General features: G+C 72.2%; 24 protein-coding genes and 1 riboswitch. Of the genes, 13 read left to right on the top strand and 11 right to left on the bottom strand.

The genetic code is table 11. The features are described from left to right. The first annotated feature begins 110 nt into the window (after positions 1 to 110). The 5 genes from metE (at position 111) to ACFQVC_RS03330 (ending at position 5,755) form a co-directional block, all read left to right on the top strand. The gene (gene metE / locus ACFQVC_RS03350) at positions 111 to 2,456 is read left to right on the top strand and encodes a 5-methyltetrahydropteroyltriglutamate--homocysteine S-methyltransferase (RefSeq protein WP_381826187.1); all 2,346 of its coding nucleotides are present in this window, start codon (positions 111 to 113) and stop codon (positions 2,454 to 2,456) included. Between the two features lie 148 nt (positions 2,457 to 2,604). After that, positions 2,605 to 2,790, top strand: a riboswitch (cobalamin riboswitch). A 30-nt stretch (positions 2,791 to 2,820) separates the two neighbouring features. Continuing rightward, positions 2,821 to 3,636, top strand: coding sequence for an energy-coupling factor ABC transporter permease (locus tag ACFQVC_RS03345; RefSeq protein WP_381826185.1), 816 nt, complete (start codon positions 2,821 to 2,823; stop codon positions 3,634 to 3,636). Then, on the top strand, positions 3,633 to 4,064 hold the full coding sequence (locus ACFQVC_RS03340; RefSeq protein ID WP_381826183.1) for an energy-coupling factor ABC transporter substrate-binding protein: 432 nt from the start codon (positions 3,633 to 3,635) through the stop codon (positions 4,062 to 4,064). The genes ACFQVC_RS03345 and ACFQVC_RS03340 overlap by 4 nt, the downstream gene beginning before the upstream one ends. Positions 4,065 to 4,070: 6 nt before the next feature. Next, positions 4,071 to 4,823 carry a cobalt ECF transporter T component CbiQ gene (gene cbiQ, locus ACFQVC_RS03335; RefSeq protein ID WP_381826181.1) on the top strand — a complete coding sequence of 251 codons (753 nt, stop codon included), beginning with the start codon at positions 4,071 to 4,073 and terminating at the stop codon, positions 4,821 to 4,823. Then, on the top strand, positions 4,820 to 5,755 hold the full coding sequence (locus ACFQVC_RS03330; RefSeq protein ID WP_381826179.1) for an energy-coupling factor ABC transporter ATP-binding protein: 936 nt from the start codon (positions 4,820 to 4,822) through the stop codon (positions 5,753 to 5,755). Before cbiQ ends, ACFQVC_RS03330 begins: the two co-directional genes overlap by 4 nt. 10 nt (positions 5,756 to 5,765) lie before the next feature. Here ACFQVC_RS03330 and ACFQVC_RS03325 read toward each other — a convergent pair whose 3' ends face one another. The 4 genes from ACFQVC_RS03325 to ACFQVC_RS03310 form a co-directional block, all read right to left on the bottom strand. Next, entirely contained in the window at positions 5,766 to 6,278 is a 513-nt protein-coding gene (locus tag ACFQVC_RS03325) for an O-acetyl-ADP-ribose deacetylase (protein WP_381826177.1), read from the bottom strand. Between the two features lie 295 nt (positions 6,279 to 6,573). Next, positions 6,574 to 7,989 carry a phytoene desaturase family protein gene (locus ACFQVC_RS03320; protein ID WP_381827086.1) on the bottom strand — a complete coding sequence of 472 codons (1,416 nt, stop codon included), beginning with the start codon at positions 7,987 to 7,989 and terminating at the stop codon, positions 6,574 to 6,576. Positions 7,990 to 8,161: 172 nt separating this feature from the next. Then, positions 8,162 to 8,998 carry an inositol monophosphatase family protein gene (locus ACFQVC_RS03315; protein WP_381826175.1) on the bottom strand — a complete coding sequence of 279 codons (837 nt, stop codon included), beginning with the start codon at positions 8,996 to 8,998 and terminating at the stop codon, positions 8,162 to 8,164. Between the two features lie 99 nt (positions 8,999 to 9,097). Further along, positions 9,098 to 10,891, bottom strand: a complete 1,794-nt coding sequence (locus ACFQVC_RS03310) for a gamma-glutamyltransferase family protein (protein ID WP_381826173.1) — start codon at positions 10,889 to 10,891, stop codon at positions 9,098 to 9,100. A gap of 291 nt (positions 10,892 to 11,182) precedes the next feature. Here ACFQVC_RS03310 and ACFQVC_RS03305 point away from each other — a divergent pair, with 291 nt between their 5' ends. Then, positions 11,183 to 12,136, top strand: coding sequence for a TIGR02569 family protein (locus tag ACFQVC_RS03305; protein WP_381826171.1), 954 nt, complete (start codon positions 11,183 to 11,185; stop codon positions 12,134 to 12,136). Here the strand turns inward: ACFQVC_RS03305 and ACFQVC_RS03300 are convergent. Beyond that, positions 12,048 to 12,623 (bottom strand): M15 family metallopeptidase, encoded by a 576-nt coding sequence (locus tag ACFQVC_RS03300; protein ID WP_381826169.1) that lies wholly within the window; start codon positions 12,621 to 12,623, stop codon positions 12,048 to 12,050. The two genes, ACFQVC_RS03305 and ACFQVC_RS03300, sit on opposite strands and share 89 nt — an antisense overlap. Before the next feature lie 180 nt (positions 12,624 to 12,803). Between ACFQVC_RS03300 and ACFQVC_RS03295 the strand changes: the two genes are divergently transcribed. Beyond that, positions 12,804 to 13,859 carry a lipoate--protein ligase family protein gene (locus ACFQVC_RS03295; protein WP_381827084.1) on the top strand — a complete coding sequence of 352 codons (1,056 nt, stop codon included), beginning with the start codon at positions 12,804 to 12,806 and terminating at the stop codon, positions 13,857 to 13,859. 58 nt (positions 13,860 to 13,917) lie between these two features. On the opposite strand, the gene ACFQVC_RS03290 is transcribed toward ACFQVC_RS03295, so the two are convergent. Together ACFQVC_RS03290 and ACFQVC_RS03285 are read right to left on the bottom strand one after the other, a co-directional pair. Continuing rightward, entirely contained in the window at positions 13,918 to 14,604 is a 687-nt protein-coding gene (locus ACFQVC_RS03290; RefSeq protein ID WP_381827082.1) for a response regulator, read from the bottom strand. A gap of 29 nt (positions 14,605 to 14,633) precedes the next feature. Continuing rightward, the gene (locus tag ACFQVC_RS03285) at positions 14,634 to 15,755 is read right to left on the bottom strand and encodes a sensor histidine kinase (RefSeq protein ID WP_381826167.1); all 1,122 of its coding nucleotides are present in this window, start codon (positions 15,753 to 15,755) and stop codon (positions 14,634 to 14,636) included. A 268-nt stretch (positions 15,756 to 16,023) separates the two neighbouring features. Between ACFQVC_RS03285 and ACFQVC_RS03280 the strand changes: the two genes are divergently transcribed. Continuing rightward, complete coding sequence (locus ACFQVC_RS03280) at positions 16,024 to 17,049, top strand: carboxymuconolactone decarboxylase family protein (protein WP_381826165.1); 1,026 nt, start codon at positions 16,024 to 16,026, stop codon at positions 17,047 to 17,049. 131 nt (positions 17,050 to 17,180) lie between these two features. After that, complete coding sequence (locus ACFQVC_RS03275; RefSeq protein WP_381826163.1) at positions 17,181 to 17,813, top strand: hypothetical protein; 633 nt, start codon at positions 17,181 to 17,183, stop codon at positions 17,811 to 17,813. Here ACFQVC_RS03275 and ACFQVC_RS03270 read toward each other — a convergent pair. The 3 genes from ACFQVC_RS03270 to ACFQVC_RS03260 all read right to left on the bottom strand — a co-directional run bounded on the left by ACFQVC_RS03270 (position 17,810) and on the right by ACFQVC_RS03260 (position 21,016). Further along, entirely contained in the window at positions 17,810 to 19,357 is a 1,548-nt protein-coding gene (locus ACFQVC_RS03270) for an NCS1 family nucleobase:cation symporter-1 (RefSeq protein WP_381826162.1), read from the bottom strand. The two genes, ACFQVC_RS03275 and ACFQVC_RS03270, sit on opposite strands and share 4 nt — an antisense overlap. An 88-nt stretch (positions 19,358 to 19,445) precedes the next feature. Then, the gene (locus ACFQVC_RS03265; RefSeq protein WP_381826160.1) at positions 19,446 to 20,447 is read right to left on the bottom strand and encodes a TIGR03842 family LLM class F420-dependent oxidoreductase; all 1,002 of its coding nucleotides are present in this window, start codon (positions 20,445 to 20,447) and stop codon (positions 19,446 to 19,448) included. Positions 20,448 to 20,554: 107 nt separating this feature from the next. Continuing rightward, entirely contained in the window at positions 20,555 to 21,016 is a 462-nt protein-coding gene (locus tag ACFQVC_RS03260; protein ID WP_381826158.1) for a hypothetical protein, read from the bottom strand. Between the two features lie 226 nt (positions 21,017 to 21,242). Here ACFQVC_RS03260 and ACFQVC_RS03255 point away from each other — a divergent pair, with 226 nt between their 5' ends. The 4 genes from ACFQVC_RS03255 to ACFQVC_RS03240 all read left to right on the top strand — a co-directional run bounded on the left by ACFQVC_RS03255 (position 21,243) and on the right by ACFQVC_RS03240 (position 25,137). Further along, on the top strand, positions 21,243 to 21,770 hold the full coding sequence (locus ACFQVC_RS03255) for a helix-turn-helix domain-containing protein (RefSeq protein ID WP_381826156.1): 528 nt from the start codon (positions 21,243 to 21,245) through the stop codon (positions 21,768 to 21,770). Continuing rightward, a complete protein-coding gene (locus ACFQVC_RS03250) occupies positions 21,767 to 22,306 on the top strand; it encodes a toxin (protein ID WP_381826154.1) in 540 nt (179 codons plus the stop codon). The genes ACFQVC_RS03255 and ACFQVC_RS03250 overlap by 4 nt, the downstream gene beginning before the upstream one ends. After that, positions 22,303 to 23,526, top strand: a complete 1,224-nt coding sequence (locus ACFQVC_RS03245) for an MAB_1171c family putative transporter (protein WP_381826152.1) — start codon at positions 22,303 to 22,305, stop codon at positions 23,524 to 23,526. The genes ACFQVC_RS03250 and ACFQVC_RS03245 overlap by 4 nt, the downstream gene beginning before the upstream one ends. Positions 23,527 to 23,673: 147 nt before the next feature. Then, positions 23,674 to 25,137, top strand: coding sequence for an amidase (locus ACFQVC_RS03240; RefSeq protein ID WP_381826150.1), 1,464 nt, complete (start codon positions 23,674 to 23,676; stop codon positions 25,135 to 25,137). Position 25,138: 1 nt separating this feature from the next. On the opposite strand, the gene ACFQVC_RS03235 is transcribed toward ACFQVC_RS03240, so the two are convergent. Further along, positions 25,139 to 25,855, bottom strand: a complete 717-nt coding sequence (locus ACFQVC_RS03235; RefSeq protein WP_381826148.1) for a DUF2470 domain-containing protein — start codon at positions 25,853 to 25,855, stop codon at positions 25,139 to 25,141. Positions 25,856 to 26,079 lie beyond the last annotated feature (224 nt).

Here is a 26,079-nt window from a genome sequence, read left to right as displayed (position 1 = left end):
CGGCGGCAGCAGCGCGAGCATCCCCTGCGGAACTCGCCGCACATCGCCGTTCCTTCGCGTCCTCGCCCGGTCCCGGGATTCCTGAACGAGTGCTCGCGAAGGAGAGTTCCGTGACAGCCACATCCGCATCCGGCGCCGCCGCATCCGCGGCCCGCACCGCCGGCGCCACCGTGTACGGCTACCCCCGCCAAGGCCAGAACCGGGAGCTGAAGAAGGCGATCGAGGGCTACTGGAAGGGCAGGACCGACGCCGAGACCCTGCGCCGCACGGCCGCCGAACTGCGCCGCACCACCTGGCAACAGCTCGCCGACGCCGGTCTGCACGAGGTGCCCACCGGTGACTTCTCGTACTACGACCACGTCCTGGACACCAGCGTCATGGTCGGCGCGATCCCCGACCGCCACCGCGCCGCCGTCGACGCGGACCCGCTCGACGGGTACTTCGCGATGGCCCGCGGCACCCAGGACGTGGCGCCCCTTGAGATGACCAAGTGGTTTGACACCAACTACCACTATCTCGTCCCGGAGTTGGGCCCCGACACCGTCTTCACCGCCGACCCGGGCAAGCAGGCCGCCGAGCTCACCCAGGCCCTGGCGCTCGGGCACACCCCGCGCCCGGTCCTGCTCGGCCCGGTCACCTATCTGCTGCTCGCCAAGCCGGCCCCCGCCGCGGCGCCGGACTTCGAGCCGCTGACCCTGCTCGACCGGCTGCTCCCGGTGTACGCCGAGGTCCTCGCCGATCTGCGGGCGTGCGGCGCCGACTGGGTGCAGCTCGACGAGCCCGCCCTGGTCCAGGACCGCTCCCCCGCCGAACTCAACGCCGCCGCCCGCGCCTACCGCGATCTCGGCGCCCTCACCGACCGGCCGAAGCTCCTGGTCGCCTCCTACTTCGACCGGCTCGGCGAGGCCCTGCCGGTCCTGGCCAAGGCGCCCGTCGAGGGACTCGCCCTCGACTTCACCGGGCCCGCCGCCGCTCAGGTCGACGACCTGGCCGCCGTCGGCGGGCTGCCGGGCAAGCGCCTGGTCGCGGGGGTCGTCGACGGCCGCAATGTGTGGATCAACGACCTGGAGAAGTCCCTGGCCACCCTCGGCACCCTGCTCGGCCTGGCCGACCGCGTCGATGTGGCCGCCTCGTGCTCGCTCCTGCACGTCCCCCTGGACGCCACCGCCGAAAGGGGCCTCGACCCGCAGATCGCCCGCTGGCTGGCCTTCGCCCGGCAGAAGACCGCCGAGATCGCCACACTCGCCCGTGGCCTGACCCGGGGCACCGACACCATCACCGCCCAACTCGCCGCCAACCGCGCCGACTTGGCATCGAGGAGCGGATCGCCCCTCACCCATGACCCGGCGGTACGCTCCCGCGCCGCGGCCGTCACCGACGCCGACACGCGCCGCTCCCAGGCCTATCCCGAGCGGGCCGCCGCCCAGCGCGAGCGGCTGCGGCTGCCGCTGCTTCCGACCACCTCCATCGGCTCCTTCCCGCAGACCGGCGAACTGCGCACCGCCCGCGCCGATCTGCGCGCGGGACGCCTCGGCCCGGACGCGTACGAACAGCGCATCGAGGCCGAGATCCGCGAGGTCGTGGCCTTCCAGGAGAAGACCGGCATCGACGTCCTCGTGCACGGCGAGCCCGAACGCAACGACATGGTGCAGTACTTCGCCGAGCAGCTCACCGGCTATCTCGCGACGCAGCACGGCTGGGTGCAGTCCTACGGCACCCGCTATGTCCGCCCGCCGATCCTGGCCGGCGACATCGCACGGCCGCAGCCGATGACGGTGCGCTGGACCACGTACGCCCAGTCCCTCACCGAACGGCCGGTCAAGGGCATGCTCACCGGCCCGGTCACGATGCTCGCCTGGTCCTTCGTCCGTGACGACCAGCCGCTCGCCGACACCGCGCGGCAGGTCGCCCTCGCCCTCCGCGACGAGGTGAACGACCTTGAGGTGTCCGGGAGTTCGGTGATCCAGGTGGACGAGCCCGCGCTGCGCGAGACGCTGCCGCTGCGCTCCGCGGGACACCCCGCCTACCTCGCCTGGGCGACGGAAGCCTTCCGCATCGCCACCGGCGGCGCGAGCCCCGGCACCCAGATCCACACCCACATGTGCTACGCCGAGTTCGGCGACATCCTGCGGGCCATCGACGACCTCGACGCCGATGTCATCAGCCTGGAGGCCGCCCGCTCCCATATGCAGGTCGCCGATGAACTCGCCGGCGCCGGCTACCCGCGCGAGGTCGGGCCAGGCGTCTACGACATCCACTCGCCGCGCGTGCCGGGCACACAGGAAGCGATCGCCCTGCTGCGCAAGGGCCTTGGGGCGATCCCGGCCGAGCGGCTCTGGGTGAACCCGGACTGCGGCCTGAAGACCCGCGGCTGGCCGGAGGTGCGCGCCGCCCTGGAGAACCTCGTCGCCGCCGCCCACGAGGTCCGCTCCACCCTGCCCGCCACGGGGCGCTGACGCTGCCCGCCGGCGGGCGCTGACCGTTCCCCGGACGCGTCCCGGAACGGGCGCCGCCCCCTCTCAGCAGGGCGTACGCCGTGGTGGTGCAGGTACGTGTGCACCACCACGGCCGGGCGGCCGCAGTTGTCAGCGCCGCGCTCGCGCAATAAGGTCGCCACGCCTTGGTGTACGGGAAACCGGTGTGATGCCGGTGCGGCCCTCGCCACTGTGAATCGGGAAGTCCGGCTCCAGCCCTCTGCGGGCAGCCACTGGGTGCATACGCATCCGGGAAGGCGGAGTACGGGCGGTACGACCCGTCAGCCAGGAGACCGGCCAAGGTGCGTTGTCCATCCACGAGGTGCTGGAGAGGGTCCGCTGAACCATGCACATAGCCGAGGGTTTCCTCCCGCCGGCGCACGCCGTCGCCTGGAGCGTCGCGTCCGCGCCTTTCGTCGTCCACGGAGTCCGCTCCCTCACCCGTGAGGTCAGGGAGCACCCGGAGAGCACCCTGCTCCTCGGCGCCTCCGGTGCCTTCACTTTCGTCCTGTCGGCCCTGAAACTGCCCTCGGTGACGGGCAGTTGCTCGCACCCGACGGGTACGGGGCTCGGCGCCATCCTGTTCCGGCCGCCGATCATGGCGGTGCTCGGCACCATCACCCTGCTCTTCCAGGCGCTGCTGCTCGCCCACGGCGGGCTCACCACCCTGGGCGCCAATGCCTTCTCCATGGCGATCGTCGGGCCCTGGGCGGGATACGGCGCCTACCGGCTCCTGAAGCGGTACGGCGCACCACTGATGGTCGCCGTGTTCTTCGGCGCGTTCGTCGCCGACCTGTCGACGTACTGCGTCACCAGCGTCCAGCTGGCCCTGGCCTTCCCGGATCCGGCCAGCGGATTCCTGGGCGCCCTGGGCAAGTTCGGGGGCATCTTCGCCGTCACGCAGATCCCCCTCGCGATCAGCGAAGGGCTGCTCACCGTCCTGGTGATGCGGCTGCTCGTGCAGTCGAGCAAGGGCGAACTCACCCGGCTCGGAGTGCTGCTGCAGCGCAAGCAGAACGGACAGCAGAGCGGGCAGCGGACCGTGCAGCAGACCGGACAGCAGAGCGAGCACCAGACCGGGCAGCAGAACGGGCAGCAGAACGGGCGTCCCGCCGAGCAGGGGGCGCCGCAGGACACGGAGCCGGAGGTCGGTACCCGATGAGCCGCAACGCCAAGATCAACGCCCTGCTCCTCCTCGCCGTCGCGGCCCTCGCCGTGCTGCCGCTGGCGCTCGGGCTCGGCGACCACAAGAAGGAGCCGTTCGCGGGCTCCGACGGTGAGGCCGAGGCGGCGATCACCGAGATCGAGCCGGACTACAAGCCCTGGTTCTCGCCCCTGTACGAACCACCGTCCGGCGAGATCGAGTCGGCGCTGTTCGCCCTGCAGGCGGCGATCGGCGCGGGTGTGCTCGCGTACTACTTCGGGCTGCGCAGGGGGCGCCGGCAGGGCGAACAGCGGGCGGCCGCGGCGCAGTCGGAGCGGTCGCAGCAATCGGAGCTGTCGCAACAGTCAGAGCAGTCAGAGCGGTCGGAGCAGTCGCAGCGGTCATCGACACCGGAGGGCTCCACCGCCGGACCCGGTCGGGACTGAGCCCGCGTGCTGCCCATCGACGCGGCGGCGCACAGCAGTCGCTGGCGCCGCCGCCACCCCGTGGACAAGGCCGTGCTCGGCCTCGGCCTCACCGTGCTCGCGATCTCCCTGCCGCCGTGGCCGGGCGCGGCCCTGGTGCTCGTCGCCGCGGCCACGGCGCTGCTCGGCCCGGCCGGGGTGCCGGCGCGCAAACTGTGGCGCGCCTACCGCGTCCCGCTCGGCTTCTGCGTCACGGGGGCCCTGACCCTGCTGGTCCAACTCGGCGGCCCCGACGGCTTCGTGACGCTCGCCGACGGCGGCCCCGCGCGCGCCGGGGGCCTGCTCCTGCGCACCTCGGCCGCCTCACTCGGGGTCCTCCTGTTCGCCTTCACCACACCGATGTCGGATCTGCTGCCACGCCTGGTGAAGGCGGGGGTACCGGCGGCGGTCGTGGACGTCGCGCTCGTGACGTACCGGATGAGCTTTCTGCTGCTGGACTCCATGAGCCGGATCCGGCAGGCCCAGGCCGCGCGCCTCGGCCACACCTCCCGCGGCGCCGCCTGGCGTTCACTCGCCGGGCTCGGCGCCACCGCGTTCGTGCGCGCCTTCGACCGGGCCGGCCGCCTGCAGTCGGGGCTCGCCGGACGCGGCTACGACGGCACCCTGCGCGTGCTCGTGCCCGAGGCCCGGATATCGCGGCGCTTCGTGGCCGGGAGCGCGGGGCTCCTGGTGGCGCTGACGGCCCTCACCCTCGTACTGGAAAGGTTCCCACTGTCATGAGCGAGCGGAGTGAACCCGGCGGCCCTGCCGGACCGCAGGGGCCGGGGCCCGGGGATCCACGTGATCCGCTGGTCTCGCTGAGCGGTGCCTCCTACGCGTACGAGGACGGGCCGACCGTCCTCAGCGGACTGGACTTCGCCGTGTCCGAGGGCCGTGCGCTCGCGCTGCTCGGGCGCAACGGCAGCGGCAAGACCACCCTCATGCGGCTGCTCAGCGGCGGACTGCGCCCGGACACGGGCCGCCTTGCCCTCGCGGGACGGCCGGTGTCCTACGACCGCGCGGGCCTGACCCGGCTTCGCACCACCGTCCAGCTCGTCGTGCAGGACCCGGACGACCAGCTGTTCGCCGCGTCGGTGGGGCAGGACGTGTCGTTCGGGCCGATGAACCTGGGCCTGCCCGTCCCGGAGGTGCGCGCCCGGGTCGACGAGGCGCTCGCGGCGCTCGACATCGGCGCCCTGGCCGACCGGCCCACCCATCTGCTCTCGTACGGCCAGCGCAAGCGGACCGCGATCGCCGGTGCCGTCGCGATGCGTCCGCGCGTGCTGATCCTCGACGAACCGACCGCGGGCCTCGACCCCGACGGCCAGGAACGTCTGCTCGACACCCTGGGGCGGCTCCGAGAGTCCGGCACCACGGTCGTCATGGCCACCCATGACGTGGACCTCGCCCTGCGCTGGGCCGACGACGCGGCGCTGCTCACCCCCGCCGGGGTGCGCACCGGGCCGGTGAGCACGATGCTGGCCCGCCCGGACCTCCTGGCCCAGGCCGGCCTGCGCCTCCCGTGGGGCATCGCCGTCACAACCCTCCTGCGCACCCACGGCCTCCTCACGGACACGGACAACGGCCCACGCACACCCGATGAGTTGGCTGCTCTGGCGGGGGCCGGGGCCGGGGCGTCGACGAGCCCCGGCGCCCCGGGCGGCACCGGCTGAGCCGAGGAGGTCAGGCGATGCGCGCGGCGAACGCGGCGTAGGCCCGGTCGTCGAAGAGCACGAACCTGACCTCTTCGACGGCCGTCTCCGTGTTCCGTACCGTCTCCACGGCGATCCGGGCGGCGTCCTCCATCGGCCAGCCGTAGATCCCCGCGGAGACGGCGGGGAAGGCGACCGTGCGTGCGCCCAACTCGTCGGCGACACGCAGCGATTGGCGGTAGCAGGAGGCGAGGAGCTCGGCACGGTCCTCGTCGCGCGCGTACCTGGGCCCTACGGTGTGGATCACCCACCGTGCGTCGAGCCGCCCCGCGGTGGTGGCCACGGCCTGTCCGGTCGCCAGGCCCTTGCCGTAGTGCCCGGCGCGCAGCCTGCGGCAGTCGGCGAGGATCTCGGGACCGCCGCGCCGGTGAATGGCCCCGTCGACCCCGCCGCCGCCGAGCAGCGAGGAGTTGGCCGCGTTGACGATCGCGTCGACGGACTCCTGCGTGATGTCGCCCTGGACCAGGGTGAGAGTGGGACTCATACGCCCATCATGGCCGCCGGCCCCACCGAGACGGGGCGACAGACCGCCGTCAGCGGCTTCGCGCGGTCACGTTGTCGCGCAGTCGCGCAGTCGCGCTGGAAGGAAGCGTGGCGCTGCCGTGCCCCGAAGGGGCGCGGGGCTGGTGTCGATATGCGGCTCCGCCGCGCTGGGGGTACCCCCAGCGGTAGCTGGGGGAGCGACAAGCCACGACGCACCCGCAGATGCCATACCCGACTTCCCGCGGAACGCTCAGCCCGGTCGCGCCACCCCGAGCAGGACGTACCGGCCCGCAGCGTCAGCCCATCGTGCGCAGGCGTCGCCACACCGCCTTCGCGGCGTTGTGACCCGGCATTCCGTGGACGCCCGGGCCCGGCGGGGTGGCCTGTGAGCAGAGGAAGATCGCGGGGTGCGGGGTCCGGTACGGGAACAGGCTGAGCTTCGGGCGCAGCAGGAGCTGCAGTCCGGAAGCGGCGCCGCAGGCGATGTCCCCGCCGACGAAGTTGGCGTTGCGCGCGGCGAGTTCGGGCGGGCCCGCGACGGCGCGGGCGAGCACACGGTCACGGAACCCGGGGGCGAACCGCTCCAGTTGGCGCTCGATGGCGTCGGTCAGGTCGCCGTCCCAGCCGTTCGGCACATGGCCGTACGCCCAGAACACCTGCTTGCCCTCGGGGGCGCGGGACGGGTCGGCGACGCTGGGCTGTGTGGTGATCAGGAACGGTCTGTCCGGGGCCTGCCGGGTGCGGGACGCGGCGTGCAGGGCCGCGCCGATCTCGTGCCGGTCGGCGCCGACCTGGACGGTGCCCGCGCTCCGCGGCTCCTCCGCGGTCCAGGGCACGGGGCCGTCCAGGGCGTAGTCGACCTTGAAGGCCGCGGCGCCGTAGCGATATCCGTCGTAGACCCGGCCGAGGCCGGCGATTCTGGCCAGGGCCGTGGGCGAGGTGTCGAAGACATAGGCGCGGGCGGGCGGCAGGTCGTCGAGGCGCTTCACCTCATAGTCCGTGTGGACGGCGCCGCCGAGGTCCTTGAGATACCCGGCCAGGGCGTCGGAGATCGACTGCGAGCCGCCGCGCGCCACCGGCCAGCCGTGCTCGTGGGCGGCGAGCGCGAAGACCATGCCGACGGCACCGGTGGCGAGCCCGCCGAGCGGGGCCATGACATGCGCGACGAGCCCGGCGAACAGGGTCTTGGCCCGCTCGTCCCGGAACCGCTGGGCCATCAGCCAGGACGACGGGGGCAGCCCGGCGAGGCCGAAGCGGGCGAGGGTGACGGGGTCGCGGGGCAGCGCGGTCGACGGCAGCGACATGAAGTCCCTGACCAGGGTGTCCCACTTGCCGATGAAGGGGTCCACCAGGCGGCGGTACGCGCCCGCGTCTCGCGGTCCGAACGACAGCGCCGTCTCGGCGACCGACCGGGACAGGACCGCGGCGGTGCCGTCGGGGAACGGGTGCGCCATCGGGAGCGGGGCGTGCAGCCACTCCAGGCCGTACCGCCCGAGGGGCAGGTCCTTGAAGGCCGGGGAGCCGATGCCCAGGGGGTGCGCGGCGGAGCACGGGTCGTGCCGGAAACCGGGCAGGGTCAGCTCTTCGGTGCGCGCTCCCCCGCCCACGGTGCTCTTGGCCTCGAAGACGGCCACCGAGAAGCCGCGCCGTGCGAGCTCCACGGCAGCGGTCAGTCCATTGGGTCCCGCTCCCACGACGACGGCATCGAGCATCGACGGCACCTTCGGACTCCTTTGTCAGTCGGTGGCCACTGACCTAGAGGATAGGCGGGCCCACTGACAGCCCGGCCCCGGGTGAGGGGACTTCGATGGAGCACCCGACGGGGACTTCGATGGAGCACCCCACGAGCGGGGCGCCCGACGCACCGACGCGCGCCGCCCTGGATCAGGCTCCGCCCGACAGGAGCGCCACCAGCCGGTCGACCGTGGCCGTGTCCCGGGCCGCGGTGAAGGGCAGTGCGTTGTCACCCGCGATGCGGAAGTGCTCGCCCGCGACGGTGCGGTGGTCGCCGCCGGCCTCGGCGACGAGGAGCAGACCGGCCGCATGATCCCAGGCGTTCTCCCAGGAGAAGGCGATCGCATCCAGCTCGCCCTTGGCGATGGCCAGATACTCCAGGCCTGCGGAGCCGCAGGGACGCGTGTGCACGCCGTCCGTGCGCAGTCCGAGCAGGGCCCGCTTCTGGTCGGGGGTGGTGAAGTCCGGGTGGGACGTGGCCACTTCGATGGGCCGGCCTGGCTCGGGTGCGCCGCAGCGCAGCTCCTTGCCGCCCAGGCGCGCACCGCGGCCGCGCACGGCCACGGCCATCTCGTCGAGCGCCGGGGCATAGGTCCACGAGGCGAGCAGCTCGCCGCCGCGGGCGAGCGCCACGAGGGTGCAGAAGCCGGGGTCGCCGTGGACGAACTGGCGGGTGCCGTCGACCGGGTCGACGATCCACACCGGGGCGTCGCCGCGCAGGGCGGCATAGCTCGCCGGATCGGCGTGCACCGCTTCCTCGCCCACCACGACGGAGCCGGGCAGGAGCCCGGTGAGCGCGGCCGTGAGGTGCTCCTCGGCGCGGCGGTCGGCGACGGTCACCAGGTCGTGCGGGCCGTTCTTCTCGACGATCTCGTGGGCCGCGAGCTGCCGGAAACGGGGCATGACCTCGGCCGCGGCCGCCTTGCGGACCGCTTCCTCCACATCACCGAGGCCGTGTTCGAGAAAACCTTCGAGATCTTCGATCATGCGTCCCATCACACCACGCGGCTCTGACATTCCCTACCCGGGCGGTGGCCGCCGGGTAGAGCCCCCGTGAACGCTGGGTACGCGGCGGTCCCGGCGGGCTCAACGCCCCACCGCGTACCCCTGCATCCCACGGGGATTCGCCGCGGCCGAGAGGATTCCGGTCCGGGGGTCGCGGGCGACCGCGCACAGCCGCCCCTCCGACCAGGGCTCACCCACCGTGACGTCGTGTCCGCGCTCGCGCAGGGCCTCGATCACCTCGTCCCCGATGCGGGACTCCACGGTGACGCTGCCGGGCCGTATGCCGCGCGGGAAGAAGGAGCTGGGGAAGGAGTCGTTGTGCCAGTTGGGGGCGTCGACGGCGCCCTGCAGGTCGAGCCCGCCGCGGACCCGCTCGCGCAGGGCGACGGCGAGGAAGAAGTGCAGCTGCCACTGGTCCTGCTGATCGCCGCCCGGGGTCCCGAAAGCGAGCACCGGTACGCCGTCACGCAGCGCGAGCGACGGGGTGAGTGTGGTGCGGGGGCGCCGCCCGGGGGCCAGGGAGGCCGGGAGGCCGGGCTCCAGCCAGGCCATCTGCAGCCGGGTGCCGAGCGGGAAGCCGAGTTCGGGCACGACCGGGTTGGACTGCAGCCAGCCGCCGCTGGGCGTGGCGGCGACCATGTTGCCCCAGCGGTCGACGACGTCGAGATGGCAGGTGTCGCCCCGGGTGGCCCCGCTCTTGGCGACGGTCGGCTCGCCCGCGCCCGCGACGGGGGTGCCCATGGCGTACACCCCGTCGACCACGGTCGTCGCGGCGGAGGCGAGGAGCGGGGTGCGCCCGTCGGGGCTGCCGGGCCGCAGCTCGTGCGAGGCATGTGCGCCGACGAGGGCCCGCCGTTCGGCGTTGTAGGGGGCCGAGAGCAGCTCCGTGAGCGGCACGTCGGCGGTGTCGCCGTACCAGGCCTCGCGGTCGGCCATGGCCAGTTTGCAGCCCTCGATCAGCAGATGGACGTAGTCGGCGGAACCGTAGGCGGGCAACTCGTCCGGCAGCAGGGCCAGTTGCTGCAGGAAGGCGGGGCCCTGGCTCCAGGCGCCGGCCTTGCACAGCGTCCAGCCGTTCCAGTCGTACGTCGCCGGGGCCTCGTAAGAGGCGCGGTACGCGGCGAGGTCGGCCGCCGTGAGGGTGCCGGTGTGGCGCCGGCCGCTGGTGTCGAGAGTGGGGACCGCGGCCTGCCGTACCAGCGCCTCGGCGATGAATCCCGCGCTCCAGACGCGGCGCGCGTTCTCGATCTCCGTCACCCGGTCGTCGTGCGCGGCTTCGGCGAGCAGCCGCCGCCAGGTGGCGGCGAGCGCGGGGTTGCGGAACAGCTCGCCGGGCCGCGGTGAGCTGCCGCCGGGCAGATAGACCTCGGCGGACGAGGCCCATTCGGGTGTGTTCTCGAAGAGTTCGCGCACCGTCTCGACGGCCTCGCCGACCCGCTCCACGGGCGCGTGCCCGTCCTCGGCGTATCCGATCGCGTACCGCAGCACTTCGGCGAGCGGCTTGGTGCCGTGGTCGCGCAGGAGCAGCATCCACGCGTCGAAGGCGCCCGGTACGGCGGCGGCCAGCGGGCCGGTGCCGGGGACGAGTTCAAGGCCCAGGGAGCGGTAGTGCTCGATGCTCGCCCCGGCCGGTGCGGGCCCCTGTCCGCACAGCACCCGTACCTCACCGTCGGCGGGGGCGAGGATGATCGGCACCTCGCCGGCCGGGCCGTTCAGGTGCGGCTCCACGACATGCAGCACGAAACCCGCGGCCACGGCGGCGTCGTAGGCGTTGCCGCCGTCCTCCAGGACCGCCATCGCGGACTGCGAGGCGAGCCAGTGGGTCGAGGACACCATTCCGAAGGTGCCCTGCAGGGTGGGGCGGGTGGTGAACACGGGGCTCCTTCAAGGGGTATGACGACGGCGGGGGCGGCGCGCCGCAGCCTGCCGCCATCCCGGCAGGCTAACCGCCGCCCCACAGAGCCCGATCACCGACCACCCTTCCCCCATGCGCGGGGCTGCGCCGATATGCGGCTCCGCCGCGTGGGCGCAACCAGCCACGACGCACCCGCAGGTGCCCTACCCGACGTCCCGCGGAGCGCGGAGCTCGTAGCAGATGGGCATGCGCCACGCCGAGCCCGAAACCAGCCCGTGGCGCCGCCAAGATCACGACTACGCTTCCGCGCCATGTCCGTCACGCCGCAACAGCCCTCCCCGCCCACACGTCCCGTGCTCGCCGCGTTCGGCGCCGAGGGGCCACCACAACCGCTCCCCGGCGGCCGGGGCGGCACCTGGTGCGCCGACGGGATCGTCCTCAAAGAGACCGGAATGCTCGCCGAAACCGCCTGGCGCGCGCAGACGATCGCCGCGCTGCCGGAGTCGGAGCAGTTCCGGGTGGCGCCGCCGGTGCGGAACAGGGACGGCACATGGACGGCCTACGGCTGGGAGGCGTGGCGGCTCGTGCCCGGTGAGCCCGACCCGCACCGGGTGGAAGACATCGTGCGGGCGGGCGAGGCCTTCCACGCGGCCCTCGCGGACCTGGAGCGCCCCGCGTTCCTCGACGTACGCGACGACCCCTGGTCCCGCGCCGACCGGCTGTCCTGGGGCGAGGAGATGCCCGGGCCGAGGGCTCAGGACAGCAGGAATCCCGCGGTGCGGGGGCCGGCGGCGGAGGGCGACGAGGCCGGACACGGCGCCCCCGCAGGCGACTTCGAGCTGCTGCGACAGCTCCTCGCCGCCCGTGAGCCGCTCGCCGACGACACCGCACAGCTCGTCCACGGCGACCTGCTCGGCAATGTGCTGTTCGCCGAAGGCCTGCCGCCCGCGATCATCGACTGGCCGCCGTACTGGCGTCCCCCGGGCTGGGCGTCCGCGGTCGCCGTCGTGGACGCGCTGTGCTGGTACGACGCGTCGCCCGAGCTGCCGGCTCGGTGGGCGCACATCCCCGACTGGCGGCAGCTGCTGGTCCGCGCCCTGATCTACCGCATGGCCACCGTCGAGGAGTTGGACCGCGAGGCCGACGCGACCTTCCGCCCGGTCTGCGACCTGGTCCTCAGCGCCCGTTGGCCGAGAAGTGCTGGTAGTCCGGATTCGCCCAGCGACCTCCCCACTTCCAGCCCGCTCTCCGCATCGCACTCGTGATCACGTCACCGGACCTGATCATGCCCTTGACGGGCCGGTCGCGGCGCAGATAGCGGGTGCCCGCGGCCGGGTGGACCCGGCCCGCGACATCGACGTACGGGTTCTCGACGGTGTTGATGTCGACCGCGTCGCCGTAGGAGTGCTGCGACAGGCTGCCCGGATTGCCGGTCACCTGGCGGCAGTTGAAGGCCGAGGTGTTGTCGTGCGCCATCGCGGCGGGGTCGCTGCCGCCGTACTCGGCCATGACCCGCATACGGCGGATCGGGAAGCGGGCGTCGAAGGCACGCCCGAAGACGTACAGGAGGGGCCGCACGGCCCGTTCGTGCACGACCAGTTCACCGGTGTGCACCCGCCCGTCGAAGCCCCAGTGGTTCATCCGGATCAGCCGCAGCCGGCGCGGCGGCACCGGGCAGCCGGGCCGGTACGTGGCGCCGAGCTTCGCCCGGGGGACGGTGGTGACGACGGCGGCCAGCTTGGGAGGCGGCACACGCGCGTGGTGCGATTCCTGCGGCACGCGCGCGTGCGAGCCGATTACGGGCCCGTCCGGCCCCGGGGGCGGCGCCAGCGCGAGAGACGAGACCAGCACGGCAGCGGTCACCGCTGCGCGGAGTACGATTTGCACCTGTTCACCCTAGGTGTGACATACATCAGGCTGGAGGAAGCCACGGTGCACGGTGAGTACAAGGTCCCCGGCGGCAAGCTCGTCGTCGTCGATCTCGATACCGAGGACGGGGTGCTGCGCCATGTGCGCGTGGCCGGTGACTTCTTCCTGGAGCCGGACGAGGCGTTCCCGGTCCTGAGCCAGGCCCTTGAGGGCGCGCCCGCCGACACCGACGCGGCGGGTCTCGCCGCCCGGATCGAGGCTGCGCTGCCCGAGGGCGCCGTGATGTACGGGCTGACGGCGGAGGGCGTGGGCATCGCCGTACGCCGCGCTCTTGCGCACGCGACCGACTGGACCGACTACGACTGGCAGCTGATCCACGAGGATCCGCAGCCGCCCGCCCTGCACATGGCACTCGACGAGGTGCTGACCGCCGAGGTCGCGGCCGGGCGCCGCCCGCCGACGCTGCGGGTCTGGGAGTGGGGCTCACCCGCGGTGGTGATCGGCAGCTTCCAGTCGCTGCGCAACGAGGTCGACGCGGAGGGCGCGCGCCGGCACGGCATCGAGGTGGTGCGGCGGATCAGCGGCGGCGGCGCGATGTTCTGCGAGCCGGGCAACACCATCACGTACTCGCTGTCGGTGCCCGAAGCCCTGGTGCAGGGGCTCTCGTTCGCCGACAGCTACGCCTATCTGGACGACTGGGTGCTCGGCGCGCTCGGCGACATGGGGATCAAGGCCTGGTACCAGCCGCTCAACGACATCGCCACCGACGCCGGAAAGATCGCAGGCGCGGCCCAGAAGCGGGTGGCGGGCGGGGGCGGCGCGGTCCTGCATCACGTCACGATGGCGTACGACATCGACGCCGACAAGATGCTCGAAGTGCTGCGGATCGGCCGCGAGAAGCTCTCCGACAAGGGCACCAGGAGCGCAAAGAAGCGCGTCGACCCGCTGCGCCGGCAGACGGGCCTGCCCCGCGAGGCGGTCATCGACCGCATGATCGACTCGTTCCGCAACCGCTACGGCCTGGCGCCGGACAAGGTCACCCAGAGCGAACTCTCCCTGGCCCAGGACCTGGCCCGCACGAAGTTCGGCACGCCGGAGTGGACGGGGCGAGTGCCCTAGCCCTTCCCCGGCCGTCCGAGAGGACGAGGACGTTCGGGCGCCCCTGCCCCAGCCCTCATCACCCCTGGCCGCCCCGCGCCGTCACAAGCCCCGACTCGTAGGCGAAGACCACCAGTTGGGCCCGGTCCCTGGCGCCCAGTTTCGTCATCGCGCGGCTCACATGGGTCTTGGCGGTGAAAGGGCTGATCACCATGTGTGCGGCGATCTCCTCGTTGCTGAGGCCGCGTGCCGCGAGGGCCGTGACCTCGACCTCGCGACGGGTGAGCCCGTCGAGTGCGGGGACGCCGAAGCGGTCCGGAGGGCGGGCGACGAACTCGCCGATGAGCCGGCGCGTCACCGAGGGCGAGAGCAGCGCGTCTCCGGCGGCCACCACACCGATCGCGGCGAGCAGCTCCGCGGGTTCGGTGTCCTTGAGGAGAAAGCCGCTGGCGCCTGCGCGCAGGGCCTCGAAAACGTACTCGTCCAGGCCGTAGTTGGTGAGGATGACGACGCGTACGTCCGCGAGCCGTGGATCGGTGGCGATCTGCCGGGTCGCCTCGATGCCCGTCATCACCGGCATCTGCACGTCGACGAGCGCTATATCGGGCAGTTGGTCCCGGACCAGGGCCAGGCCCTGTGCGCCGTCGGCCGCCTCGCCGACCACCTCGATGCCGTCCTCGGCGTCGAGGAGGGCGCGGAAACCGGCCCGCATCAGCGCCTGGTCGTCGACGAGCGCCACCCGGATCGGCGCGGCGGCGGGCCCCATGTCCTGGTGGCCGCTCCGCTCGCCCGTCGTCACGGTGCCCCCAGGGGAAGCCGGGCGCGGACGGTGAATCCGCCTTCGTCGCGCGGCCCGGTGTGCAGGGTGCCGCCGAGGGCGGTGACGCGCTCGCGCATACCGGTGAGGCCGGTTCCCGCGGTGCAGGGGCGGTCGGGGCGCGCACGCCCGTCGTCGTCCACAGTGATCGCCAGCTCGGCCGGACCGTGCCCCGGCCGGACCTGTTCGAGGCGGACCGCCACCTCGGCGGGCCCCGCGTGCCGCGCCGCGTTCGTCAGGGCCTCCTGGACGATGCGGTACGCCGCTCGCTCGATGTCCACGGGCAGCGCGTCCTCGGTGCCGCTCACCTTCAGGTCCACGGCGAGCCCGGCCGACCGCGCCCGCTCGACCAGGTCCGGTATCCGTCCGGGCGGCCGCTCGTCGCGCAACACATCGAGGGTCGCGCGCAGTTCACGCATCGCCTCGCCGCCGGCCTCCTGGATGGCGAGGAGCGCGGGCGGCACGGTGTCACCGCGCTTGCGCGCCAGATGAACGGCGACGCCGGCCTGCAGCTTCACGATCGAGATGCTGTGCGTGAGCGAGTCATGCAGCTCGCGCGCGATCCGCAGCCGCTCTTCGCCCGCCCTGCGCCGGGCGACCTCCTCACGCGTGCGCTCGGCCTCCAGGGCGCGCTGCTCGGTCTGGCGCAGATACGCCTGCCAGTTCTTGTCGGCGAGGCCCGTGACCAGGGCACACAGAAACCAGCCCGCGAGCAGCAGCGTGCGCTCGACGATCTCCTGCGAGGTCGGCCCGGTCGCCAGATACGCGCCCAGGAACGCGGCGCTCGCCAGAGCGGCCACGCCCCGGCGCCCGGTCCGCGCCGCGGTGTGCACGGCCCCCACGACCGGCAGCGCGGCGGAGGTGCCGGGGTGCGCGTGCAGCACATAGGCCGACAGGCACAGGGTGGTGACCGCCAGGACCGCGCGCGGCGCCACCCTGTGCGCGGCGAGGGCGAGGGAGCCGGCCACGATCAGTACGTGGTCCACGGCGCCGGCGCCGTCGAAGGACGCGGCGACGGACACGATCGCAGCGACCACCGCCGCAACAGCCGTGCTGATCAACCAAGTTCGGCGGGCGCCGGGCCCGGACTCGTCCCCCATGCAGGGCACCTTAGGCCCGCCGCCGCCCGCGCGCGTCACCCAGTGAGACGGCTTCGGCACTACTACGCGGGGAGTAGTCGCCGCCCCTCACACGCCGCCCGGCAGCAGCCGGAAGACACGACGGCGGTACGACGCCCCGGCCCCCTGCCCGGCGCGAGCATCGACACCGTCACCAAGCACCAAGCACCAAGCACCAAGCACCAAGACGCAGATGAAGGCACAGGCGCAGACGCAGACGCAGACGCAGAAGACGGAAACGGAGCCCGTGATGCCCAGCCCCTACCTCTACACCCACCCCGTACCGCCCAAGTCGACCACCGGTGTCGTCGCCGAAGTGCACGCCCAGATCACCAGGGACTTCGGCATCGACCGCGCCGGCCCCTTCATGGTCCTGTCATCCGCGCCCGAACTCTTCACCGCCACTTGGGCGTTGCTGCGCGAGTCACTGCTCGCCGGGCCCGGTACGCGCACCGGCAAGGAGGTCGCGGCGCTCGGCGTCTCGCTCGCCAACCGGTGTGCGTTCTGCGTGGACGCACACACCCTGCTTCTGCACGCCACCGGCGACCACCGGCTCGGCGAGACCGTGGCACGCGGCGGCATCCCGGAAAACGAGCACCACGCGCGCGTGCTGGCATGGTCGAAGGCGACCCGCGTCCCGGGAGCGCCGGAGCTCGCACAGGAGCCGTTCCCGGCGTCCGAAGCGCCCGGCTACATCGGCACGGTCCTGGCCTTCCACTTCATCAACCGCATCGTGTCAGCGCTCCTGAACGAGAGTCTGCTGCCGGCAGACGCGCAGAAGTACCGCCTGGTGCGCAGCGTCGCGGGCCGCACCCTCTCCCGTGCGGTGCGCCGCACGCTGACCCCGGGCGAGAGCCTCGCGTTCGTCAACAGCCGTGCGAACGGGCCCGGTTGGGCGGCGGGCACCCCGGTCGGTCCTGCCTACGCGGCGCTGGGCGAGGCCGCCGCACAGGGCGCCGGGCTCCTGAGCGAGGCGGACCAGGACCTCGTACGCGAGACGGTGGCCGCCTGGGACGGCACGCATCCGCCACTCGTCTGGGACGGACTGCCGGGCCGCGGCCGGCCGGGCGCGCGGCTTGCGGTCCTGGCCGCCCTCGCCCCGTACCGGATCACCGGAGAGGACGTGGCGGCCTGGTTCGAGCCGCCGTTCACGGACCACTGTCTGGTCCATCTGATCGCGTACGGGGCGTTCCTGGCGGTCGAGCACGCGGAGGCCTCCCTCACCGCGGCCACCGCGGCCACCACGGCCACCACGTCAGCCGAGGAGTCGGCATGACCCCCGTGGCCGTCAACGTGACGCACTGATCGTCCGGTCGGGCAGCCGCCCCTATTGCCCACCCCGCCTCATGTGGCACTGTCGTCCCTCACACCCCGCTTGCCGCCGACCGTTGCAGGAGGTGGACCATCGTGCGTTCGCTGCCGCTGCTGCTCGCCGGGCGACTGCTGCCCGTCGCCGTACTGGCCACGGGCGGCTGGGCCTGGACGACGGGCCCCGGCGCCCCGGCCGACGAGCCCGCCGTGGCCGCCGCCCGCTCCGCGCAGAAGCCGGAGCCGGAGCCGGTGCACCGCAAACCGCCCGCACCCTGCGAGGCGCTCACGAAGGACACGGTCGGCAAGCTCGCCCCCGAGGCGGACCGGGACGGCAAGGAACTGCGCCTGACCGACCCGGACCGCCGCAGGACCTGCTCGTGGAGCGCGCTCAAGGGCTACGACTACCGCTGGCTCGACGTGAGTTACGACCTGCACAAGACGGTGGCCGCCGCCCGCCAGGCGTACCCCAAGCGCGGCGCCGACGGTGACCCCGTGCCGGATCTGGGCGACAAGGCGGCCGTCACCGTGGATCTGACCACGAAGGACCGTCAGGAGACCCGGGAAGCCACCGTGGTCACCCGCAGCCGCAACGCCCTGGTGACGGTCACCTACAACGGCAGCGACTTCGAGTCGAAGGGGGCCCCGAAGGCGGAGGCGATGCAGGAGGGCGCGGTACGGGCGGCCCGTGAGGCGGTGTCCCGCCTCACGGACACGGCACCCCGGAACTAAGCCGCTTCAGGGAGGTCCGGTCCGCGTCCCGGCAGCATCAGCGCCGCGTACACCACGAGTGCCGAGGCGAGCCCGATGGCCCAGCCGTAGTCCGCGAGCGGGCGCAGGAAGGGGATCAGTCCGTCCTGCGGGAACGGGCCCTTGCCGGGTGCCGAGTGCGAGCCGCCCACCGCGAGGGCGCCGCCGATGACGAAGGCGGCCACGGCACGCCAGTTCCAGCCGCCGGAGTACCAGTAGCGGCCGCCGGCCGTGTAGAGGTCGACGAGGGCGAGCCGGGTGCGCCGCACGATCCAGTAGTCGGCGATGAGGATGCCCGCCACTGTGCCGAGCAGTCCGCCGACGACGCCGAGCCAGGTGAAGATATACAGCTCGGGCGTGGCGATCAGCTTCCACGGGAAGATGATCACGCCGACGATGCCCGTGATCAGTGCTCCGGTACGGAAGTTGATGTACTTCGGGGCGAGATTCGCCAGGTCGTACGCGGGTGAGACGACGTTGGCCGCGATGTTCACGGAGATCGTCGCGACCAGCACGGTGACCAGGGCGAACAGCAGGCCGAAGACGCTGTCCGCCTTCGCGGCCAGCTCCACGGGCTCCCAGATCGGCTCGCCGTACACCGCCTGCGAACCGGAGGTGACGAGCACGGAGAGCAGCGCGAAGGCGGTCATCGTGGTGGGCAGCCCGAGCGACTGGCCCCAGACCTGGGCGCGCTGGCCCTTGCCGAAACGGGTGAAGTCCGGGATGTTCAGGCTCAGGGTCGACCAGAAGCCGATCATGCCCATGAGCGCGGGGAAGAAGACCGGCCAGAAGTCGGTGCCCCAGCCGAGCGCGGAGGGCTGGTCGAGCAGCGGTCCGAAGCCGCCCGCCTTGTCCGCGATCCAGACCAGGAGCACCACGGCGCCGATCAGCACGAAGGGCGCGGCCCAGTTCTCGAAGCGCCGCAGCGTCTCCATCCCCCGGTGGATGATGGCCAGTTGGAGGGCCCAGAAGAGGACGAAGCAGAGCCACAGCGTCCACGGGTAGCCGCCGATCGTACCGGCCTTCGCCCAGGCGCCGCCGAACACCTCGTTGAGCAGGATGAAGATTCCCTGCCCGCCGATCCAGGTCTGGATCCCGAACCATCCGCACGCCACCGCCGCCCGGATCAGCGCCGGCAGGTTCGCTCCCCGTACACCGAAGGAGGCACGGGCGAGGACCGGGAAGGGGATGCCGTACTTCGGCCCGGCATGGCCGGTCAGGAGCATCGGAAGCAGCACGATGACATTGGCGAGGGCGATCGTGATGACCGCCTGCTTCCAGTCCATGCCGAGCGCCACGAGGCCCGAAGCGAGCGTCCAGGAGGGGATGTTGTGGGCCATGCCGATCCACAGGGCGGCGAAGTTGTACGTCCCCCAGTGGCGGTCGGCGAGCGGTACGGGCCGCAGATCGTCGTTTGCGTAGCGGGAAGCGGAGGGGTAGGCGCCGGGGAGCAGTTCGACCCGGCCGTCCTCGGCGGTGGTCTGGGATACGGCCGATGGCGGTCCGGCGGGGACGGTGTCGGTCATCGAGACTCCCTGGCTCCGTGACTGCTCACTCCGGGACTGCTGACTCCGACCTCCGGGTCGTCGGCTCCCGGTTCCGTGACTGACTGGATCAGGCGGTCAGCGCGGGGATGATCTCGGCACCGTATGCGTCGATCACCGATTCCCGGGCGTCGTGCATCGCGTACACCGCGAACTGGTCGACGCCGAGTTCACGCAGCGCCCGCAGCTTCTCGATATGCGCCGGGACGGGCCCGACCAGACAGAAGCGGTCCACGATCTCGTCCGGTACGAAGTCGGTGGACGGATTGCCCGTACGGCCGTGGTGGCTGTAGTCGTAGCCTTCGCGTGCCTTGATGTACGAGGTCAGGGCCTCGGGCACCAGACCCGAGTCCTCGCCGTACTTGCCGACAAGGTCGGCGACGTGATTGCCGACCATGCCGCCGAACCAGCGGCACTGCTCGCGCGCGTGCGCCAGGTCGTCGCCCACATAGGCGGGTGCGGCGACACAGATCTTCACGTCCGCCGGATCTCGCCCCGCGGCCGCCGCGGCCTCGCGTACCGCCTTGACCATCCACTCGGTCAGATAGAGATCGGCGAGCTGGAGGATGAAGCCGTCGGCCTTCTGCCCGGCGAGGGCGAGCGCCTTCGGGCCGTACGCCGCCATCCACACCGGCAGTTTTCCGTCGCGTACCCACGGCAACTGCACGGATGTGCCGCCGACTTGGGCCTCGCGTCCCTCGGCGAGATCGCGGATGACCTCGATGGCGTCGCCGAGCCTGGCCAGGGTGTTGGGCTTGCGTCCCGCGACCCGCATCGCGCTGTCCCCGCGGCCGATCCCGCACACCGTGCGGTTGCCGTACATCTCGTTGAGGGTGGCGAAGGTGGAGGCGGTGACCTCCCAGGTGCGGGTGGACGGGTTGGTCACCATGGGCCCGACGATCAGCTTCTTCGTATGCTCGAGGACCCGGCTGTAGATGACGAAGGGCTCCTGCCACAGGACGGCGGAGTCGAAGGTCCAGCCGTAGCGGAAGCCGTTGCGCTCCGCGCGCCGCATCAGGCCGACGACGGCGGAACCCGGCGGGTCGGTCTGCAGAACGAGTCCGAAGTCCATGCCCTGGCCTCCCGCGTGATCGGAGAAGGGACAATGGTGGACTTGTTCCGGGGGCTTGGCAAGAGCGACTCGGCGGGTGAGTACGACGTACGCGTACGGGTTTCCCGTTACTTGGCCCCGCTGGCTTTCCCGTTCCGGTCGGCCGCCATGTCGTCGGCTTCCCTTCCCGCGCCCCCGGTTGCCGTGCTTCCGGTTGCCGTGCTTCCGGCTGCCGCGCCGCCGGGGACTTCTCCCCGGAAGGGGCCGCTGGCCCGCACGATGCCCCGGAGGGCGGCGGACCTCTCCCCCATCGCGGCGAGGGCCGCGTCCAGGTCGTCCGCGAACTGCAGCCGCCACGCCGTGTCGTCCTGGGCGGCCTCTCTGATCATGGACCAGATCCACAGCATCTCGTTGCGCACCAGCGGGGTGTAGTGGGGGCGCTCCCGCTCGGTGACATGGAACCGGACGCTGTCGCCACCCTGCCGTGCCGCGACGCACAACACCCTTAGGAGCAGGGCGTACTCGGGCTGCGGCAGGGTGTCCCGTAAGGAGGCCAGGTGAGGGAAGAGCTGCCGCCGCGCTGCTGTCACGTGGTACTCCGTCTCTTCGGGAGGCCCTGTTTGCGAATGCCGTTCGATCTACCGCAGTTGAGGTGAGAGCATGTGTGCCGCTCCGCGCGGCCACGACGGAGGCTTGCGGCCGTCCCCACCGCGCAGCAGCATATCCATCTCAGTTGAGACCGCGTCGGGGAATTCGGGGCTGAGGGTGCGAAAGTCTCAACTGGTGTTAATGACAGCGGTGGGGAGGCAGAGAGCAATGGCAGAAACCGGCATGGACTCCGAGTCGGTGAGCGGCTCGCTCGCCGACCGGCTCAACCATCTCTTCGAGGTGATCCACCCTGCCGGCCGCCGGCCCTACAGCAACGAGGAAGTCGCGACCCTGCTCCAGGAACAGGGCGGCCCGACGGTGTCCGGCACCTACCTGTGGCAGCTGCGCACCGGTCGGCGCGACAACCCCACCAAGCGCCATCTCGAGGCGCTGGCGGACTTCTTCGGCGTTCCTGTGGCGTACTTCTTCGACGACGACGTCGCCCGCCGCGTCGGCACCGAGCTCGACACCCTGCGGCGTCTGCGCGAGGCCGGGGTGCAGCACATCGCGCTGCGCGCCGTCGGCCTCTCGCCCAAGTCGATGAACGCGGTCCTCGGGATGATCGACCGGGTGCGTGAGCTGGAAGGGCTGCCGCCGACGGCACAGGGGCCGAACTCCGCGCCGCAAGGCCCCGCCGCGCAGGGCCCGGACGCCGAGGTTCCCGCCGCGCAAGAGGCGCCGGAGGGCGGCCGGTGACCCGGAAGCGCCGGATACACGCCACCGGATCCGATCTGCTCCGGCGCAGCAGCCAGGACTTCGTGACCGGCCTCGCCCTGCCGCCCGTACCCGGCGTCCGGGATCTCGTGCCGGAGATAGAGCGGCGCAGCGGACGGGCGCTGTCGCTTCAGGCGGCCGAGCTCGAGGCGTCGGAGACGATTCCCTGCGGCATGTGGCTGGCCACCCGCGACACCCACTACGTCTTCTACGACCCGCGTACCAGCAGGGCCCACCAGGACCACATCATCGCCCACGAGTTCGGGCACATCCTCAAGGACCACCGCGGCGGCCCCACCCTGCCCTCCAAGGACGCCACCGGCCTGATGACCCATATCGATCCCGATGTGGTCCGGATGGTCCTCGGCCGTACCGACTACGCCGAACACGACGAGATGGAGGCCGAGTTGATCGGCTGCTATTTGCAGGCGCACACCCGTGGGTACGAGCCGCCGCCGAGCGAGGAGGCCGCCCGCGTCGCGCGTACGCTGCTGCGCCGGGGGAGCCGCAAGCCGTGAAGGATCTGCTGCACCCCCTGGGCCTGTTCCTCGCCGGCGCCGGGTTTCTGCTCCTGCTGCGCGATCTGCGCAAGGACCGCCGCGACCGCGCCCTGACGGCGCTCAGCATGGCCTACCTCGCCTCCGCCCTCAGCTACGCCATCTCCCTCACCCCTGTGTGGGTACGGATCGACGGCTTCTTCGGCGTGACCAACATCGCCGTCCCGCTGGCCCAGAGCTGTGTGATCGCCGTGCTCGTCGCGCAGGCGGTCGTCCTGGCCTACTGGGCGGTGCCCGAGCGGGAACAGCACCTGGCGCGGCGCCGCAGCCGGTTCCTGATCCTGTCGGGCGCCACCGTCATCATCGCGCTCGCCGTCCTGTTCACCCTGCTCACGCCCGCCGAACAGCGGCCCGCCGACTTCACGCTGTACTACACGCACGACCCGTACTACCAGGCGTATCTGACGCTCTACATCACCACGTACACGGTCGCGGAGATCTATCTGGCCGTCGGCTGCTGGCGGCAGGCGCGGCACGCGACCTCCCCCTGGGTGACCCGTGGTCTGCGCACCATCGCGGTCGGCGCCGTCATCACGCTCGGCTACTCCGCCATCCGGATCAGCGCCGTCTTCGGCGCACTGTTCGACTTCAGCGTCGCCCATCTCGAACCGTACGCCTGGATCTGCGGTGACATCGGGGCGGCGATCACCCAGGTCGGATACTTCCTGCCGACCGTCGCCAATCGCCTGGCGGAAGCCCGTTCCTGGGTCCGTGACCATCTCGCGTACCGCCGTCTTCGGCCGCTGTGGGCGGCTCTGTACGCAGCTACTCCCTCGATCTCCCTGATCCCGCCGCCCCGGCAGCTGCCCGAACTGCTGCGCCTTCGCGGTGTCCGGTTCCATGTCTACCGCCGCACGGTCGAGATACGCGACGGACAGATCGAGCTGCGCTCCTACCTGGACCCGAAGGTGCGCGAGGAGTCCGAACGCCGCCGCAAGGACGAGGGTCTGCGCGACCCGGAGCTGGCCGCGGCCGTGACCGCCGACCAGATCCGCCACGCCCTGATCCAGCTGCGCAACGGGCCGGTGGCCGAGCCCACCACGTACAGCGACGCGCGGCTGCCCAGCCCGACCACCGACGAGGACACGCAGCTGCTGCTGCGCGTGGCCGCGCACTTCAGACCGCCGGACGGCCCCGAAGAGCCGGACCGGGACCCGCAGTTGAGCGGGACCAGTAGTTGACCGGAGCCAGTAGTTGACCGGAGCCAGCAGTTGATCCGCCGCACGTTCCTTTCCCTCCTCCCCCTGTCCACGGCCCTCCCCTTGTCCACCGCCCTTGCCCTGTCCACGCCCCTTGCCGCCCCCGCGCGGCAGAAGGTGACGAAGCCTGTGCGTACCGCCCCCCACCTCGCCCCCGCCCGCGAGCAGCTCGCCGCCCTGCGCAGCAAGCAGCTGTCGAGCCGGGAGCTGCTCGAACTGCTCCTCAAGCACCACGAGAACACCGACCCCGCGCTGAACGCCGTCGTCACCCTGGACGCCGACCACGCGCGCGAAGCAGCCCACAAGGCGGACCAGCACCTCGCGCGGACCGGTGAGACGCTCGGCGCCCTGCACGGCCTGCCGATCACGGTCAAGGACGCCTTCGAGACCGCCCACTTGCGCACCACCTGCGGCGCGCCCGGCCTGAGCGATCACGTCCCCGCCCGTGATGCCGACGCCGTGGCCCGGCTGCGCGCCGCCGGCGCCGTCATCTTCGGCAAGACCAACACTCCGGCGTACTGCCAGGACATCCAGACCGGCAACGACCTCTTCGGGACGACGAAGAACCCCTTCGCCGCGGACCGCACCGCGGGCGGCTCGTCGGGCGGTCCGGCCGCCGCGGTCGCGGCCGGGCTCTCCAGCCTCGAAGTCGGCAGCGACCTCGCGGGCTCCCTGCGCCTGCCCGCCCACTACTGCGGTGTGTACGCGCTGCGCCCCACCCATGGCATCGTCGCCACCCGCGGCCATATCCCGCGCCCGCCCGGCTGGATCACCAGCGGCGACATGCTCACGCCCGGTCCCATCGCCCGCACCGCGGACGACCTCGGCCTGCTCCTGGACGTCCTCGCGGGCCCCGCGCCCACCGACGCGGCAGCCTGGCGCCTCGACCTACCCGCGCCCCGCCACCACCGCCTGGGCGACTACCGCGTCGGTGTCTGGGCCGACGACCCGTACTGCCACGTCGACACCGAGACCGGTGAACTGATCGCCCGAGTAACGGAGTTGCTGAGCGATGCCGGCACCCGGCTCGACACCACCACACGCCCGGTGGACTTCGCCGAGTCCGACCGCCTCTTCCAGACGCTGATGTACGCCACCGCCACCGCATCGGCGACCGGCGACGCCTTCCAGGGAGAAGTGGCGGCCGCCGCGGCGCTGGCGGACGACGACCACTCGCCGGGCGCCTTCTATCTGCGCGCCCGCACCCAACGCCACCGTGACTGGCTGCTGTCCAACGAGCGGCGCGAGAAGCTCGTCCGGCAGTGGGACGAGTACTTCACCGGCCATGACGTGCTGATCACCCCGGCGGCCCCGACCGCGGCGGTGCCGGACCAGACCTCAGCTCCCCTCCCCCAGCGGTACATCACCGTCGACGGCGAGAAGCGCCCCTACTTCGACCAGACGGCCTGGGCGAACCTGACGAGCCACGTCAAGCTCCCCGCGGCGGTCGTCCCGGCCGGTACGACCAAGGCCGGGCTGCCGCTCGCCGTGCAGGTGATCGGCCCCCGCTACGCCGACCGCACAGTCCTGGCGGTGGCAACCCACCTCTCACGCCTCCTGCCGCCCGTCGTCGCACCGGCGCTACGGGACTGAGTCAGGACAGTCCCCGGGGGCGAGACGTACTCAGGGCGAGCAGCTCATGAATACGCCGGCCCACGTCCTCGGGGCTCGTCGCCGCCGAGGCGAAGGGCACCCGTACGTCATGGTGGGTGCGCAGCCGTTCCAGACGCAGCACAAGTCCCTTGCTGTCGATGCGGACCGGCCGGATGCCGACGACGTCGAGCAGCAGCCGGGCGGGCACGAGCCGGGCGAGGCGCGCCACGGTCTCGCCGTGCGCGGCGTCCAAGTGGGAGAGCAGCTCCGCCTCTTGGACGGCCAGCGGATCGGGAGGCGCCGCCGCGAGACAGGCCACATCGATGGCCCTGACCTCGTCCCCCTCGGTGAGGGCCGCTCGCGCGGGCCGGAAGAGCAGGGTGTCGGGACAGGCGAGCGTCAGCCGCCCGCTGAGGGCCAGTCGCGCCCTGACCCGGTCCCGCACGGCGACCGGCGCCACATCCGTGAACTCCGCGAAGGAGGCGAGCCCGGAGCCCGGGGCGACGGCGAGTTCGGCGGTGAGACGTCCGTCGGGCGGGTTGATCAGCAGCAGACGGGAGGCGGTATCGACGACGTGCAGCACGACACGGTCGTTCTGATGGCCGTCGGTGGTCAGGGTCAGCGACCCGGCGGCGGCAAGGATCGTACGGGCCCGCTCCGCGTCAGTGGGCGCGGCGGGCACAGCGGGCACGGCGGACGGGTCGGTGGGGGCAGCCATCTCCACTCCAAACTTAGGTAAGGCTGACCTTACTAGAAGACTCCCGTCCTGTGGTGACTCCCCTACTTCCCTGCGGGCGACGCCGCCTCCGCCGCCGACCAAGCCGACCAAGCCGACCAAGCCGACCAAGCCGATCAACAAAAGGAGTTTCGGGCGGCCGACGCTTCACCGGGCGCACTTCGTACGGCACGGTGGAGGCGGCGGCCAGAGCGGCGCCGTGGGTC

This window comes from Streptomyces monticola (assembly GCF_042665355.1).
Lineage (GTDB): Bacteria > Actinomycetota > Actinomycetes > Streptomycetales > Streptomycetaceae > Streptomyces > Streptomyces monticola.
The sequence above is the reverse complement of the archived record's forward strand: the minus strand, read 5'-3'. Positions and strand labels throughout refer to the sequence as shown.